This window comes from Streptomyces sp. CA-142005, from assembly GCF_050942335.1.
In the GTDB taxonomy this organism is placed as follows: Bacteria; Actinomycetota; Actinomycetes; order Streptomycetales; family Streptomycetaceae; genus Streptomyces.
In genome coordinates this window covers 211,477-225,322 of sequence record NZ_CP192078.1, presented here as the reverse complement: position 1 = coordinate 225,322, position 13,846 = coordinate 211,477, and the positions used below count along the sequence as shown (strand labels likewise).

Sequence of the window (13,846 nt, the reverse complement as noted above, 5' to 3'; positions counted from 1 at the left end):
CTCAGACGGTGGGAGGCGGCGCAAGGCCCTGCTTGACCTGCCGGGCTGATCTCCCGCCCGAAAATAGATGTCACCAAAAATCTAAACTGGAGATAGGATAGATGGCAAGTGACATCTATCTGAGGAGAGTGATCGCATGGGCCGCGTGTCCCGGGCGCAAGCACAGGAGAACCGGCAGCGCGTCGTGGCCACCGCCTCCCGGATGTTCCGCGAGAAGGGCACCACGGTCAGCGTCGCCGATCTGATGAAGGCTGCCGGACTTACCCATGGCGGGTTCTACAAGCAGTTCGCCTCCAAGGAGGACCTGGTCGACGAGGCCATCACCCACGCCTTCGCCGCACAGGCGGCACACTCGGCGGTGGCGTTCAAGGAGCACATCGGGGAGCACGAGGCCGCCCGTCGGACGCTGATCGAGAACTACCTCTCGGTCTGGCACCGTGATCACCCCGCGGACGGCTGCCCGGTCTCCGGATTCGCCGCTGACCTGGGGCGTGAGCCCGAGCAGGCCGCCCGTGCCCAGCACGCCTACGTCAACGGGATACGGAACCGCGCCGCCAGGCTGGCCACCGGCAACGACGACGGCATGGCCCAGCTCTGCACGATGGTCGGTGCCCTCGTCCTCGCCCGCGCTACACGAGGCAACCCGATCTCCGAAGAACTGCTGCAGGCCGCGCGCACGGCTCTCACCGAAAGCGCCCAGCCCGGATTGCAGCAGCGCACAGACTGACCGGGGCCGGCTGGGCACACGTAACCGGCCAGAAGCCCCGGGAGGTCTACGCCATGGAGGCTGACCCCGCCACCTGCGACAAGGGCGCCGCCCCTGACGTCACCGCCGAGGGCGGCTGCACCGGCCAGCCCACCGAGGCGACAGCGGGCTTTGGCTGCAGTTGACCGGCAGCTCTCCACAAGTGCGGCGGTGATCGCTGTACAGCAGCGAAGTACAGCAACCACCGCGACCGCAGCTGACTACGAATGGCTCTCGATAGCCCCGTGACCAGCCTCCTGGACTGTAATAACCGAGTGGCCGATAGTTCGGGACGAAGAGGTCGTGCCACCAGCCCCCGGTGACCCCGGCCGCAGCAGGCGATGTCAGAGCTCGGTGAGAATGTCTCCGCCATGGAGACATCCAGTGCCCCGGACAGCGGGGACGACGAGCACGCCGTGATCGCCCACTTCCGGCTTGCCGCTGACGGTTTCGGCGACGCCGACCAGCGAGAGCGGGTCTACGCCGCTGAGGAGGTGATGGCCGCAGCGATCGATATGGCCGGGGTCGGGGAATTCGACGGCAACGAGTTCGGCGCGGGCGAGGTCGTCCTCTACGCCTACGGACCGGATGGAGACTCTCTCTTCAAGGTCATGGAGCCGATGCTGCGCGGTCTGCCGTTCCGGCCGGCACACGTTGTCGTCAGGCGCGGCGACAGTGCGTCCCGCATGGACCTATAAGCCCGCGATACAGCTACGAAGACGGTCCACGGTCCGGCGAAGCCGGGGCCGTCCCGGGGCCGTCCGAGATCACCCGATGCCGACCAACAGGGACAGAAGCCCACGGCATCCGAGCAGTTCAGAGCCGTGGGCTTCGTCAGCTGGTCGGTGAGACCCTTGATCAGTAGACCGGCTTGGCATGGATGAGGCCCGATCGTGTAGCCGAGGTAGCGTGCGGCCATCCTCTGGCCAGGAGACGGCCGGCTAGCCTCGCGCTGTCTGAGAATGAGCAGGTCAGAGGCCCAGTCGCGTTCGATCGCTGGCCGGTCTTGATAACCAACGCCGCACGAGCGGGAGAACTTTCCCTACTTCCATCAAGCCCCGGCTGCGCTCCGCTCCGCCGGGCGCGCTTCCCGGCTCCGCTGCGGGCGACGCTCCTGCCTTCGGCCCGCTCCGCCCGCGCTGCGCCGACGCGCGCCCACTGGTGGATAGGGCCGGGTGGCCATGAGTACCGGCTGTCGGACTCCGGCGGCATGTGGGACGAACCTGACGCAATTCACCTGGCGAGTGAGACATTCTGGGAGCTGCGCGGTGCCCCGAAGGCTGTCGTGTAGCGCTTGGTGACGGCCTGGGTTGCGGCATCGACGGCGAGGCTCGGGCGAGGCCCAATCCCTGAACGGTTACACCTACGCGGATGACAGCCCTCTAACGCCGCCTTCGTGGCCGCACTTCAGGCCACCGCATGGATCAAGGCCGGTGGGGTCGGACTACTGTCAGTCCTCCCCGCCGCCGGGCGATTCCGCGAGTGCGCGCATCACCTCGATCGCCTCGTCGCCCCGCCCGTGCCGGGCCAGGAGTTCGTTCAGCGGGCGTCCGGCCGCGCTGTCTGCTCAGCCGGTCGTGCGCAGGCCGGGCGTCGGAGTGGTGGGTTGGGCGCCGCAGGCCGCGCGACCGGCTGCCATCCCGTATCTGCCCGTGGGACTGAAGCCCGACCCCCAGGAGGGTCCCGGCCAGGTGCAGACGCCGCTGTTGGGCGTGCCCGCCGACAACCTCCTCATCGGCGACAAGGTGTGGTTCCGGCATGCCAAGGCGGCCGAGCCGTGCGAACAGTTCGACACGCTGCACCTGATCGAGGGCGACGAAGTCACGGCGACCGTGCCGACGTACCGCGGCGTGCGCCGGACTTTCCTGTGACGGCCGGGCGGCGCCACGGTCAGGCGCTGGTGCCACTGCCGCTGCCGTCGAGGCGCTCGATGCCATCAATGATCCACTGCATGTCCGTCACGGACGGGCCCCTGCTGTTGTCGTCGAAGCCGAAGCCGAGCAGCAGATAGCGGCCCTGGACCCGCGGCGAGGGGAACACCACCGCTTCCACGACGGCGCCGGGCCCCTTGCCCGTGCTGACCTTCCAGCGGATGAAGTACCCGTTCCGGCCCGCGACCGTCACAGCCCCCGCGGCGGTCCGGCGATGTCCGGTGACGCCGCCGTAATCCTTCAGGCCGCTCGTGTTGGTGCCGTACGTGCTCCGCGCGACTTCGCCGATCTCGGCCTGCGCCAGTTCCTTGAGGGTCAGGTCGCCAGGATGGGCGATGACCCGCGTGTACGCCCCGCCGGGCAGGCAGTAGTCGGCGGGCACCGCCGGGCAGTGGTACACGGTGCCGTACCCGAGGCCCGCGCCGGTCTTGGTGGAAGTGCCCCGCCAGCCGCGCAGCACGGGGACGCGAAGGCCGTTGACCGTGTCATCGACGTGTCCCGTGACGGCCGGGCGCTGCCCCGGGGGCCGGCTACTCCCGCCACTGTGGCGGTCCTCGCCCGTGGATCCGGAAGGGCTCGGCTGAGCGCGGTGCGACGCCGAGGGGCTCGGCGCGTGCCGGTCAGGGGAGGCCGGCCCGTGGGCCGACGGTGCCTTGCGGCCGCCGTCGCCGCCAGTCAGCACCATGGCCGCCGTGCCCCCGGCGACCAGCACGAGGGCGCCGGCTATGAGGCCCACGACCAGGCCGCGGCGCTGCTTACCCCCGCCGGGCGGCTGCGGCGCCTGTACGTGCTCGGTCCAGGTCGTGCCGTCCCACCACCGATGCCCGGCCGGGCCGCCGCCCTCATGCCACGGGTCCGGGTACCACCCAGGGGTCGCCATGTCCACGGCGGCACCTTACCCTCACGCACTGACGGCACGGCCACCGAGATTGACCGTCCCGCCCGCCTCACAGCGGTGTCACGTACGCGCCCGAGATCCTGCTGTCCACCACCACGAAGTCGGTGGCGTTCGCGAAGGAGGAGTCGTCGCTGGCGAGGAACGCGACCGCCGCGGCGATCTCCACGGCCTCCGCGAACCGGCCGAACCGGGATGTGCACCAGGCGGCGTGCGGCCCGCTCAGGGTCCTTGGCGAACAGCTCCCCGAAGACGCCGCCAACCAAGTGTCGGATGCCACTGGCGGCGGAGTTCAGCCGTATTGCCGGTAGGTCTGGGCGATGTGCGCGATCGACGCTCTGGGCATCCCGGACATGCTCGGCACCGACGCCGTGATCACCTCGGCCGACCCGGTCACCGGCCAGACCATCACCGTCGCCTCCGCCGGCGGGCAGACGACCTGGCAGCCGCCCACCGCTGTGGTCTACGTCGGCCAGCGCACCTGCACCGGCCCCGCCGCCGATGTGGCCTGCGGCGCCCTCAACTTCTTCACCAGCCCCCGCACGGCCAGGAGTTGGACACGCGCGCACCCCGATTACACCGGCAAGACCGTTGACCACGCCCAGGCCGAGGCCCTGGGCCGGGCCGTGTTCGGATCCCTGCTGACACCGGCGAAGCCTACCGAACAACGAAGCCGCTGACCCGCAGGTTCCTGGGGAATCTGTGCGTCATTCCTGGCTGGCGGTCGCCGATCCGGCGCCCTGTTCCTCCAGCCAGCCGATCACGTTGTCCCGGCGGGTGCCGCGGCCTCTGGCCGCATCGAGGGGAGTGCCCTCGGCGTAGTCGGGCACCCAGTTCAGGTCCGCACCGGCGGCCCGCAGGTGTTCGGCGGCTCGCCGCTGTCCCGCGCTGCAGGCGTGCCAGAACGCCTGGGACACCTCCTCGGGCGTGGGGTTGGTGGTGTCGAGCAGCTGCTCGAGGCGCTCCAGCGTGCCGAGCGCCGCAGCGTGCCACAGCTTGTCGATCCGGGCACCGCGGGCGGCGAGAAGGGACGCGACGTGCCAACAGGCATAGCCGATGGCGTTGTCGAGCGGGCTACCAATGGATCCGTCGGGCGCTTCGATGTCGGCACCTGCGTCGATCAGAGCGGCGGCGACATCGGCGTCGTCGCTGCTGGCCGCCCAGTGCAGAGGGCTCTCGTCGCCGGGGCTGCGGGTGTTGGGGTCAGCGCCGGCCGCCACCAGCTGTCGCACGATGCGGGGCCCGTTGGGGAAGTAGCCGGGCCAGTCCGCTACCACGTGGAGCGCGGTGCGCGTCTTGAATGCACCCCCGAGAGGCCCTGCGACAAGCTCGGGTGCGGCGGCGACGATGCGCTGAACGGCCTCGGTGTCGCCGGCATGGATGGCGGAGACCAACTCCACCGCAGATGCATGTGCGGGCATGTCCACGTCGATACCTTCCAAGCGGGTTGCGATCCACACACTCTCACCCGATGCATCGTCTGCGGGCCGATGACGTCTCATTCGGGTCGCGGAGGTGCGAAGCCGTCCTGGCCGCCGCTGTCGCGGGTCGGGATGCCAAGGTCCACGGTGGAACCCGCAGCAGGCACGTTCGGCCACCATGTCCGGGCACGGTCCGGAAATTAATGGGTACCTCTCCGACCTGCCGCTTCACGACCTTAGTTCAGTCAACATGACCGTGCCGATCAACGTGGTCGGCGCGACCGAGGACCACTCGATCCACTTCCACCAGTACCACCTGGCCGTCCAAGGCCGGATCCGCTACCGGAAGATCTGCGAGCTGGAGGACCGCGAGGTCTCCCAGGAGGAGATCGGCAAGGGCTACGAGCTGACCAAGACCCAGGTCATCCCGATCACGGACGAGGATCTGAGCAACCTGCCGCTGCCGACGGCGAAGGCCATCGAGATCGACGCGTTCGTGCCGCTGGCGTCCATCGACCCGATCCGGATCGCCGAAGGCTACTACCTGCAGCCATCCAGCCCGGTCGGGGCCAAGCCGTACAAACTCCTCGTCCAGGCCCTCGGCCGCTCGGCCAAGGTGGCCGTCGCGAGGTACGCATGGAGCGGCAGGGAAAGACTGGGCTTGCTCCGCGTCCGCGGCGACGTCCTCGTGCTCCACGCCATGCGCTGGCCGGACGAGATCCGCGACCCCTCCGAGTTGCTTCCGCCGCCGGTCCGGGTGTCCGACGAGGAGATCGAGGGTGCCCTTGCCTTCATGGACACCCTGACCGTCGACAGGCTGGAGGGCCCCGACTTCCGGGACCGCTACACCGAGGCGATCGCCCAGATCATCGAGGCGAAGCGCGAGGAGAGGCCGCTCCCCGAGGCGCCCGATCCGGAACAGCCGGCCCAGGTGCTGGACCTGATGGCCGCGCTGCAGGAGTCGGTGTCGAAGGTGAAGGCGGCCCGCGGCGAGGCCGAGGTGCACGAGCTGCCGAAGCCGAAGAAGGCCGCCGCGCAGAAGCAGCCCGCCAAAAGGGCCGCGGCGAAGAAGACGACCGCGAAGAAGACGACTGGCCGGCGACCACGCAGCGCCTACTGAGGTTTTCGGGTTGTCGTCGGGTGGTGCCCCCCTGCGGTATGCCGTTGGCATGCGTTTATCCGGAGGGTGGGGGCCTGACCGCTGAGCGTCGGGCTATCCGGGAGAAGATCCGGCCGCAGGCCGGGGTCCGGTTCGCGGCGGGTGAGAAGACTGCAGTGATCGCGAGGGATCTGCGGGTGGGTGTGCGCTCGGTGGAGCGCTGGCGCCGGGCCTGGCGTGAGGGCGGGATGGAGGCGTTGCGCTCGGCAGGTCTGGCGACAATCACCGCGCGCAGCCCGCCGTTGGGAACAGGGCCGGAGCAGGGATGTGTCAGAAACCAAGGTCGCTCAGGCTGGGGTGGTCATCGGGCCGCCGGCCGAGTGGCCAGTGGTACTTGCGGTCGGACTCGGCGATCGGGAGGTCGTTGATGCACGCATGACGAACCTTCATCAGGCCGTCTTCGCCGAAATCCCAATTCTCATTTCCGTACGAGCGGTACCACTGGCCGGAGTCGTCGTGGGATTCATAGGCAAACCGAGATCCGCTCCCTCCCGCGATCCGCCAGCCAGGGCGGTACGGTCACAGAACTGGCGAAGTGGTTGCGTCGAACGGATTGCCGGGGTGTTGGGATTGTTGGACGACCAGGTTCGCCTGCGTCACCCCGCGCCCCTTATCGTGCTCGGGTGCTGGGGGAGTGCATGAGGCGGTGGCGATGGTGGTTGCCGTCGTCGCTGGGCCGACGGATGCTGGTGCGAGCGGTCCAGGCAGATCTCGGCGTCTTCGGCCTTCTGCCGAACGACGCGGCTGGAGCGGATGGCACCCGCCGCAGAGCTTTGCCGTAAGCGGCACGTCGTGGTCGAAACCCTCGGCCTGCTGCTGGGCGTGATGGTCACCGCCGCGGACACCGGTGACCGCATCGCCGCCCGCGTGCTGCTCGAGCAGGTCGCCGACGCGCACCACCGCCTCGCCCTGATCTGGGCGGACGGCGGCTACACCGGCAGCCTCGTCGAGTACTGCCTGGCCGCGTTCTCGCTGGTCCTGGAGATCGTCAAACGCAGCGACGACATGCGCGGATTCGTGGTGCTGCCCAAGCGGTGGATCGTCGAGCGCCTCTTCGCCCACCTGATGCGCACCCGGCGCCTGGTGCGCGACTTCGAACGCCGCACCACCAGTGCCGAGGCGATGGTCTACTGGTCGATGACCCTGCTCATGACCCGCCGCCTTGCCCGGCGGGGCCCTGCGCGAGCGTGAACCGGCCCGGCTGCTGCTCGGCCAGCCAGCCCCGCGCGACCAGGCGTTTCGCCTTCGACCGCAGCGCCTCCACTCGTGCCGGCACCACGTCCATGCCGAAGGCGGCGGCCAACTCCTGGCAGGTCAGCGGTCCTTGATGAAGCCGAGCCCGGTCCGCGAGTGCCGTGAGAAAGCGCTGGTAGTCCGCCGATAGCACCGACCAGGCCAGCCCTTCACGCCACATGGGCACCTGTGACTTCCGCTTCGCCGCATCCCGGGGCACCTCCTGCGCATCCGCACCTTGCGGATCCGGGGCGACCTCCACGGCGGCGGTGTCGCCGTCCGGAGTCAGCACGGTGCCGACCCGCCTGCGGGCGATCACCCACCCCAGCTCCGCCCGGCTCAGAGGGACCGTTTCGCGGCCAGCGTACGGCCCCCTGATCATGCTCGACCCCAGACCGGCCATGGACACCGCCAAAGCCACTACACCGGCCGCTTGCCTCCAAGCCGGTCCGACCGCACGGTACGTTGTCTGCTAGCCTGCGGCATCTTGATCACGTTGGGGGGAACAAGTGGTGCGCACCGCCGCTGTGAGCCGGTTCGTGGCGGGGGTCCTGGCCATAGCGTCCGCGGCGGCCTGCACGAGCAGCGCCCAGCCCATCGCTGCGAACAAGCCTAAGCTCCTTCGGCCGATGTCCGCGGCACAGTTGCGTACGCATCTGCTGCCCGCCATCCTGCCGAAAGGCTGGACCTCTCAGGCGGATCCGGCCGATCCGGGGTCGGGTAGCGCTGCGAACGGCGAACCCCGCTGCGCTTTCCTGAGCGGCGGGGACCTGGCGGACGCAGGAGCCACGGCCGCGGTGGCGTCCGCAACGGCCTCGGTCAGCGGGGGACACAGTGCCGGAGGCGGTGTCATGGTCGGTGGGGAGACCCTGTATTCGTTCTCCGGAGACGACGCCGCCCAAGCCATGCACCACATACGACAGCTGGCGGCCGAGTGCGCGAAGGTCGTCACGCCTGCCATCCGATCCACACTCGGCTCGCCCAGCTCCACGGAACGGTTTGCAGCCGTCTCCGGGCCCCGCATGGGCGACGACAGCATCCGGGTACGGGCCACCACGACCTGGAGCGACCACCCCAGGGTTGTCCTGCACGACGATGCGCTGGTCGTGCGTGAGAGCAACACCCTCATCGTTCTCTGGTGCATCCCAACGACTCAGGCCGAGGTAGACACGGTTCTGTCGTTCATGCCCGAAGCCGTCGCGCAGGTGCGCTCGCAGCGCCCCGCCCCGGTGGACACGGCGCACCGAGCGGCTGGCGCGTGAAGGTCCCGGTTCCGTGGGCCCTATCAGTTGTGCGTGAGCCGCTGGACCTCAGCAGCTGGACAGCGCCTCGCTTCGGAAGGTGTTCCGGTCTTCGACTTTGCTACTCGTATCGTCACCCTTGCCGACCAAGAGCTGGCCGGCGGTCAAGCGCTGGAAGGATTTCAGTGTGAACGTGATACGTGACTGCCGACCTTCACTTCCGGTGGTGAAAACCGATGCGGTGTACTTCACACCGGGCAGCAATTCCTGGAGACCGTCGTCGTCCAAGCTCCGCAGCTCGTCGTAGCTGCCATGCTCCAGGGTCCACCCGGTCGGGACCACGAAGGCGGTGATGGCCTCAGTTCGATCATGGGTAGGTGCCACCACCGACCACTGATGGCCAATCGACCCGACCGGCGCGTCTTCCTCGATGGCTGCGTCCCGAACGGACTCGCCAGGGCACAGCGCGACGGACATTCTCAAGTGCCCACCGACCCACTGGAGCGCCAGGAGGGGCTTGGCATCGAACGGGCTGGGAGGATTGGGGTCACACCCGGTGCCCCAGAGGGCGCCCGCAACACTGCACGCGAGGATCGCAGAGAACCGGAGTCGCATCGTTCCTTGCCTGCGCATAGCGGCCCCCGGCGAGTGTCGACGCTTGATCACACAGTGTCCCGAGCATCAGTTGAACCGGTCAAGTGAGCTGCTCTTGCTTTCGTGGAGTCCCCGGCCTGCCCCGAGTTACACGGAGTCGGAATACCTGATTTCACGCTACAGGTTCTGCACGCAGTTCGTACTCCACTGGGCTGAGCATGCCAGAGCGGAGTGCCTGCGTTGTCGGTTATGGAAGATCTCCAGGTACTCGAAGAGCGCGGTGGACAGCTCCAGCCGGGTGCGCCACCGCTTCCGGTCGAGAGATGGTGGCCGAAGCATGGGCCGACCGTTGCTGGGACACCACGGAGGGATGCATCCCCCAACTGGAGTGGAAGACCTTCGAGTGGTGAGTGCCAGCCGGCACCGCCGGACTGTCTGACGAGAGGCCCGCCTCTCCTGCCCACGGCGGCCATCCCTTCCTCCGACATCACCCTTTCAAGTTCAGTACCAGTTCGTCGAGACTTTGAGCGCGGGTGAAGCGCCGTACGGTCGAGTGGTCAAGCCGCAGCTGGCGGTTGATCGCGGCCAGAGATTTTCCCTCGGACATTAGCTGCTGTACCGTCGCGTACCGCTCGGTGGTGCGGGCCACCAGCCGCCTCGGGCGCCCGAGGACGGGTGCCATTCGGCCCGATGAACGGCATCTCCTCCGCTGGCGGCTTGGCCATCCCCGTGGACGCGGTGGTGGGCTCCGTGACAACCGGGGCCGTGGTGAACGCCGTGTGGATGCACGGGTGATGGGCGCCGACCGTCTTCTCCACCGCCTCGGCGAGGTTGCGGAGCAGGTGCCAGGCGTCCGCTATCTGCTGGGCCTGCGGAGCCCCGCTGCGGGCGCCTTCGGCGTAGGCACCGGCCCGGTCCCGGCAGATTACTCCCGGTCGACGTGCTTCCGGGCATGGACGCTGAGCCGCTGGACTCCTGGCTGCGCAATCACCCGGAGGTCGGGGTCGGCCTTGTGCCGAAGGCTCTCGCGGGTGCGTTTCCACCGGAATCCCTCCCGGTGCAGCAGTTCGGTCAGCCACGCCGCCGACACCCGCACGCCCCGCTCCTGCTCCAGCCAGTCGCACAGCTCCCGGGCGGTCCAGGTCACCCCGGACTCAGCCGAGGCGTCCAGCAATGCGCCCAGCGTGGCAAGGTCGTCGTCGGTGACCTGGGCGGGCCACCCCGGCCGCGGGGCATCAGCCAGGGCATCGAACCCGCCACCGGTGAAACGGTGCACTGCATTGCGCACCGTGACCGGGTGGCATTCCACCAGGCCGGCGACCTGCGGCACGGTCAGGCTCGGCCCAGCAAGCGGATGCACTCCAGCCGCCGACGCTCGTTACGCGGCAGGTCACGCCCGGCCAGCCGCCGATGCACCTCGGCCTGCTGTTCAGGGGCAACTCCATCGTCAAGACCTTCGGCATCATCACCACTCCCGCCAAAGCGCCTACCTGCACACGGAGTTGACTTCACCCCCAGGCCGCTCAGCTCGGCCGCGCTGTCGGTGGTGGAGGTGAGGCTGCTGGGCCATGTTGGTCTGTCCACGCGGTGCAGTCGGCGATACGAGCCCTGACCCACGGGTCGGCAGCCAGGTCTGGTGGTAGACGGGTCTCCCCGTCAAGCATGGAGCCCGACAACTGCTCGGCGGTCACGCCGCGGGCATCGGTGAGATCAGTACCGCTGAGATCCGCGCCGAGCAGAGAAGTTCCTCCGCCGAGATGGGCGCCATGCAGATCGGCCCTGGCAAGTCCCGCGCCATCGAGAAGGGCTCCGGAAAGAAGCGACCGACTCAGATCGGCGCTGTTGAGGACGGCGCCACGAAGGTCGGCTCCGCGCAGATCGGCCAGGCGGAGGTCCGCCCAGGTCAGGTAAGCGCATGCGAGGCGAGGCGGGGAATCGAAGTCGATGCTACGCATGATCAGCCCGACGAGATGGGTCCGGCGCAGGTCTATCCGGCGGGCCTCCTCTCGTTCGGGTCTGCGAGCAAGAACTTCCATGGCAGCCCTGATGTCCGCAGGAGGCTCGGTGCCGAACGGCGGGGCAGATTGATGCTGCCTGCCGCTGCCTTCCGGGGCCAGCACGGCATCGCGTCGAGCGCGCTCACGGACGAACGCGGACAGCACAGACACGACTGTGGCGTGTTCCTGCGAAGACTCGGCCATGACGTGCTCCAAGCCGAACACGGCTCCCACCCGCTCTTCGAGCTTGTCGGACGCCAACTGCCCGATAGCCGTGCTGAACCGTCCAGTCACCTGACCGCGCCGCGACAGGTGATACGTGCGGGCGGTGTATCCAAGGCCGAGTAGGACTGCTGCTCCTCCCGCAGCGGCGAGAACGTTCTGGCGCACCGCGTTCAGTGCATCGGCTTGCTCCTTGCCGCTGAGGCTGCGTACCGTGCCGCCGGCCACCAGCCACGACACAGGCCCCAGCAAGACGAGGATGAAAGCGAGCACAGCAGGTATACCCGAGGCCAGCCCTATCGCGGCCCGATGACGGCGAAACCAACGAGTGCAGGCCCGCATGCTGCTCCTGGCGCGTTCAAGAGATCTCACGGCAAGTTATCTCACCGCAACACGGCGGCAGCTCACCAGTGCGGATGTCCTCGGCACTGCCGTGGACCAGGTGTTGCCCCGCCCAAGAACGCGTGTCCGAGGATCAGCAGCGAACTTCACCACAGCCGCTAGGTGGGGGAGCATGTGCCCAGTTCGCTTGCTCGTGAGTGTTCGTCATGCGTTTCCGCCGCGCCGCGCCGCCGGTGCTGCTCTCCTGCATGCTGCTGGCGGGTTGTTCGAACGTTTCGTCGTCTGGGCCGGACACCTCGGGGAAGGGCGGAGCGTCGGCGACGGGGCCGTCGGGGACGGCCGTACCCGCGGGAGCGGCGAAGATTGCGTTGGGTGTGGGGCCGCAGACGACGTACACGGTGCCTGCAGCAGCCGCCCGCGGGCAGCTGCCACTACCGGTACGAGAAGGGCGAGCCCCTCGAGGACCGGTCGTGCACGCCGGGTGCGATCTCGCCGGCGGTGACGCAGGCGAACCTGGCGTCGACGATCTGCCGCAAGGGCGGCTACACCAAGAACATCCGGCCGCCGGAGGCGATCACCCGCAGCTCCTACTTGTGGCAGGCGATCTCGATGGCCAGAGTGCCGAGGGCTTCCTTCTCGGGCGGGTAGATGGTGCGGATGTTGGCGAGCTGCTGGTCTCGGGTGGCAGTCGGGTTCACCTTGTCGGGTCCCTCGCTGTCGAGCAGGGCTTCGAAATCGGGGTACTCGGTGACCCGCTTGACGTTGACCTCGCAGGTCTCGTCTGTGCCTTTGATGCGGAAGCGGATGGTGTCGCCGGCGGTGAGGTCGGCGAGGTGCGGATATTTCACCCGCACCTCGATGGTCTTGGTGCCCGCGGCGACGAGGTCGAAGTACTGGCGGTAGAGGTTGAGCTCGTGGACGCGGGCGGTGGTGTCGCTCATGGGGCGGGGATGCTCCTCGTGGCTGGTGCGGTCATCATGCGGCCGATCTCGGCGGCCGAGTACGCGCGGAAGAAGTGTCGGGGGTCGGACAGCAAGGTATCGGTCATGGCGAGCAGTTGCTCGGCATAGTCCGTGATGGTGCCGGGCCACTGCCGGGTGTCGAGCATCCAGTCGGCGGCGCCGGCGGGTAGGGGAGCGCGGCCTTCGCGGATCAGCGACTTGGACAGCTTGGCGCCGGTGTCGGTGACGACCTGGGGGCAGAACAGACGAGCCGGGAGCTGTCCTCGGGTGAGGCCGACGGCCTGGAGGGCCTCGTCGACCAGGTGGGAGCCGAAGACCCAGTCGCCGCCCTTGACCATGACGTGCAGGGTGCCTTGGTGGGTGGACAGGGCAAGTTCCTTGACCATGTTGCGGTACAGGGTGGCCAGGTCCAGGTAGGAGCCCCCGGTCGGGGTGATGGTGGCCCGGTAGGGACCGTGGTGGAGGCAGACGGCGGCCACTTGCGCGGCCTCGTGGTCGGTGAGGTGGACGCGGGTACGTTCGGCGTGTTTCTCGGCCCAGCCGCAGCCGGGGTGCGGGCAAGGGATGCGGAGGTGCGGGGTGCCAGTGGAGGGGGCTAGCCACCAGCGGGCCGCGTCGAGGCGGGGCAGGAGCCGCAGCCAGGTCCGGCGGAAGTGGTCGCCGGCCTGCTGCTGGGTGTAGGTCTCGACCCGGAAGGGGATTCCCAGGCGTCGCGACAGCGTGGTGAACAGGGGCTGGTAGAGGGCTGAGACGAGGTCGCCGAGAGCCTGGTCTCCGAGGGCCTGGGCGTAGGCGCGCTGGTAGCGGTGGTCGGTCGTGGGGTCTTTGGTCAGTTCGTAGGGGGCGTTGTCGAGGGCGCTGAAGAGGACCTCGGTGGGTAAGCCGAAGCGGTCGCGCAGGCGGGCGGCCATGGCGAAGGCCAGGGACTGCACGAGCGAGGTGCCGATGTGGGGGGCACCGTTGATCTGGGTGCCGACGACCAGCACGATCCGCTCGGGCGGGTGGCCAGGATGCGCGGGGTCAGGACGTCCTCAGCATGGTGGAGGGCGTTGGCGAGGACGGTGTTCGGTGAGACCGGGTGAGTCGTCACGGGATTTCCCCCTC

At 68.6% G+C, this 13,846-nt stretch carries 14 protein-coding genes and 5 pseudogenes; 8 read left to right on the top strand and 11 right to left on the bottom strand.

The annotated features are described in order from the left end of the window. The first annotated feature begins 136 nt into the window (after positions 1-136). The 3 genes and pseudogenes from ACQPXS_RS01175 to ACQPXS_RS01165 all read left to right on the top strand — a co-directional run. Positions 137-727: a TetR/AcrR family transcriptional regulator gene (locus ACQPXS_RS01175; RefSeq protein WP_433446058.1), complete on the top strand. Its 591-nt coding sequence runs from the start codon at positions 137-139 to the stop codon at positions 725-727. Between the two features lie 389 nt (positions 728-1,116). After that, positions 1,117-1,443, top strand: coding sequence for a hypothetical protein (locus ACQPXS_RS01170; RefSeq protein ID WP_433446056.1), 327 nt, complete (start codon positions 1,117-1,119; stop codon positions 1,441-1,443). 813 nt (positions 1,444-2,256) lie between these two features. After that, a pseudogene (locus ACQPXS_RS01165) lies at positions 2,257-2,616 on the top strand (amino acid deaminase/aldolase); the annotation flags it as partial. Positions 2,617-2,635: 19 nt separating this feature from the next. Here ACQPXS_RS01165 and ACQPXS_RS01160 read toward each other — a convergent pair. Together ACQPXS_RS01160 and ACQPXS_RS01155 are read right to left on the bottom strand one after the other, a co-directional pair. Next, entirely contained in the window at positions 2,636-3,556 is a 921-nt protein-coding gene (locus tag ACQPXS_RS01160) for a DUF2510 domain-containing protein (RefSeq protein WP_433446054.1), read from the bottom strand. Between the two features lie 67 nt (positions 3,557-3,623). Continuing rightward, positions 3,624-3,816, bottom strand: a pseudogene (locus ACQPXS_RS01155) (SDR family oxidoreductase); the annotation flags it as partial. A gap of 75 nt (positions 3,817-3,891) precedes the next feature. On the opposite strand from ACQPXS_RS01155, the gene ACQPXS_RS01150 reads away from it, so the two are divergent. Further along, complete coding sequence (locus tag ACQPXS_RS01150) at positions 3,892-4,251, top strand: alkylmercury lyase family protein (RefSeq protein WP_433446052.1); 360 nt, start codon at positions 3,892-3,894, stop codon at positions 4,249-4,251. Between the two features lie 27 nt (positions 4,252-4,278). Here ACQPXS_RS01150 and ACQPXS_RS01145 read toward each other — a convergent pair whose 3' ends face one another. After that, a complete protein-coding gene (locus ACQPXS_RS01145; protein ID WP_433446050.1) occupies positions 4,279-4,992 on the bottom strand; it encodes an ankyrin repeat domain-containing protein in 714 nt (237 codons plus the stop codon). A 250-nt stretch (positions 4,993-5,242) separates the two neighbouring features. Between ACQPXS_RS01145 and ACQPXS_RS01140 the strand changes: the two genes are divergently transcribed. Further along, positions 5,243-6,112 carry a Ku protein gene (locus tag ACQPXS_RS01140; protein ID WP_433446048.1) on the top strand — a complete coding sequence of 290 codons (870 nt, stop codon included), beginning with the start codon at positions 5,243-5,245 and terminating at the stop codon, positions 6,110-6,112. A 38-nt stretch (positions 6,113-6,150) separates the two neighbouring features. Then, a pseudogene (locus ACQPXS_RS01135) lies at positions 6,151-6,370 on the top strand (helix-turn-helix domain-containing protein); the annotation flags it as partial. A gap of 51 nt (positions 6,371-6,421) precedes the next feature. Here the strand turns inward: ACQPXS_RS01135 and ACQPXS_RS01130 are convergent. After that, a pseudogene (locus tag ACQPXS_RS01130) lies at positions 6,422-6,628 on the bottom strand (DUF1348 family protein); the annotation flags it as partial. 276 nt (positions 6,629-6,904) lie between these two features. Between ACQPXS_RS01130 and ACQPXS_RS01125 the strand changes: the two are divergent. Beyond that, positions 6,905-7,342 carry a transposase gene (locus ACQPXS_RS01125; RefSeq protein WP_433446046.1) on the top strand — a complete coding sequence of 146 codons (438 nt, stop codon included), beginning with the start codon at positions 6,905-6,907 and terminating at the stop codon, positions 7,340-7,342. Here the strand turns inward: ACQPXS_RS01125 and ACQPXS_RS01120 are convergent. After that, complete coding sequence (locus ACQPXS_RS01120; protein ID WP_433455644.1) at positions 7,299-7,766, bottom strand: hypothetical protein; 468 nt, start codon at positions 7,764-7,766, stop codon at positions 7,299-7,301. The genes ACQPXS_RS01125 and ACQPXS_RS01120 overlap by 44 nt on opposite strands. 247 nt (positions 7,767-8,013) lie before the next feature. Between ACQPXS_RS01120 and ACQPXS_RS01115 the strand changes: the two genes are divergently transcribed. Then, on the top strand, positions 8,014-8,646 hold the full coding sequence (locus tag ACQPXS_RS01115) for a hypothetical protein (RefSeq protein WP_433446044.1): 633 nt from the start codon (positions 8,014-8,016) through the stop codon (positions 8,644-8,646). Positions 8,647-8,694: 48 nt separating this feature from the next. Here the strand turns inward: ACQPXS_RS01115 and ACQPXS_RS01110 are convergent, their stop codons facing one another. From ACQPXS_RS01110 to ACQPXS_RS01085, 6 genes and pseudogenes are all read right to left on the bottom strand, one after another. Further along, positions 8,695-9,102 carry a hypothetical protein gene (locus tag ACQPXS_RS01110; protein WP_433446042.1) on the bottom strand — a complete coding sequence of 136 codons (408 nt, stop codon included), beginning with the start codon at positions 9,100-9,102 and terminating at the stop codon, positions 8,695-8,697. Positions 9,103-9,706: 604 nt separating this feature from the next. After that, the gene (locus tag ACQPXS_RS01105; RefSeq protein ID WP_433446040.1) at positions 9,707-9,868 is read right to left on the bottom strand and encodes a hypothetical protein; all 162 of its coding nucleotides are present in this window, start codon (positions 9,866-9,868) and stop codon (positions 9,707-9,709) included. 276 nt (positions 9,869-10,144) lie between these two features. Continuing rightward, positions 10,145-10,549 (bottom strand): helix-turn-helix domain-containing protein, encoded by a 405-nt coding sequence (locus tag ACQPXS_RS01100; RefSeq protein ID WP_433446038.1) that lies wholly within the window; start codon positions 10,547-10,549, stop codon positions 10,145-10,147. A 193-nt stretch (positions 10,550-10,742) separates the two neighbouring features. After that, positions 10,743-11,711, bottom strand: a complete 969-nt coding sequence (locus tag ACQPXS_RS01095; protein ID WP_433446036.1) for a pentapeptide repeat-containing protein — start codon at positions 11,709-11,711, stop codon at positions 10,743-10,745. A 656-nt stretch (positions 11,712-12,367) separates the two neighbouring features. Next, positions 12,368-12,721 (bottom strand): ASCH domain-containing protein, encoded by a 354-nt coding sequence (locus tag ACQPXS_RS01090; RefSeq protein WP_433446034.1) that lies wholly within the window; start codon positions 12,719-12,721, stop codon positions 12,368-12,370. Beyond that, positions 12,718-13,832: pseudogene (locus ACQPXS_RS01085) on the bottom strand (hypothetical protein). Before ACQPXS_RS01085 ends, ACQPXS_RS01090 begins: the two are co-directional and overlap by 4 nt. Between the last annotated feature and the right edge of the window lie 14 nt (positions 13,833-13,846).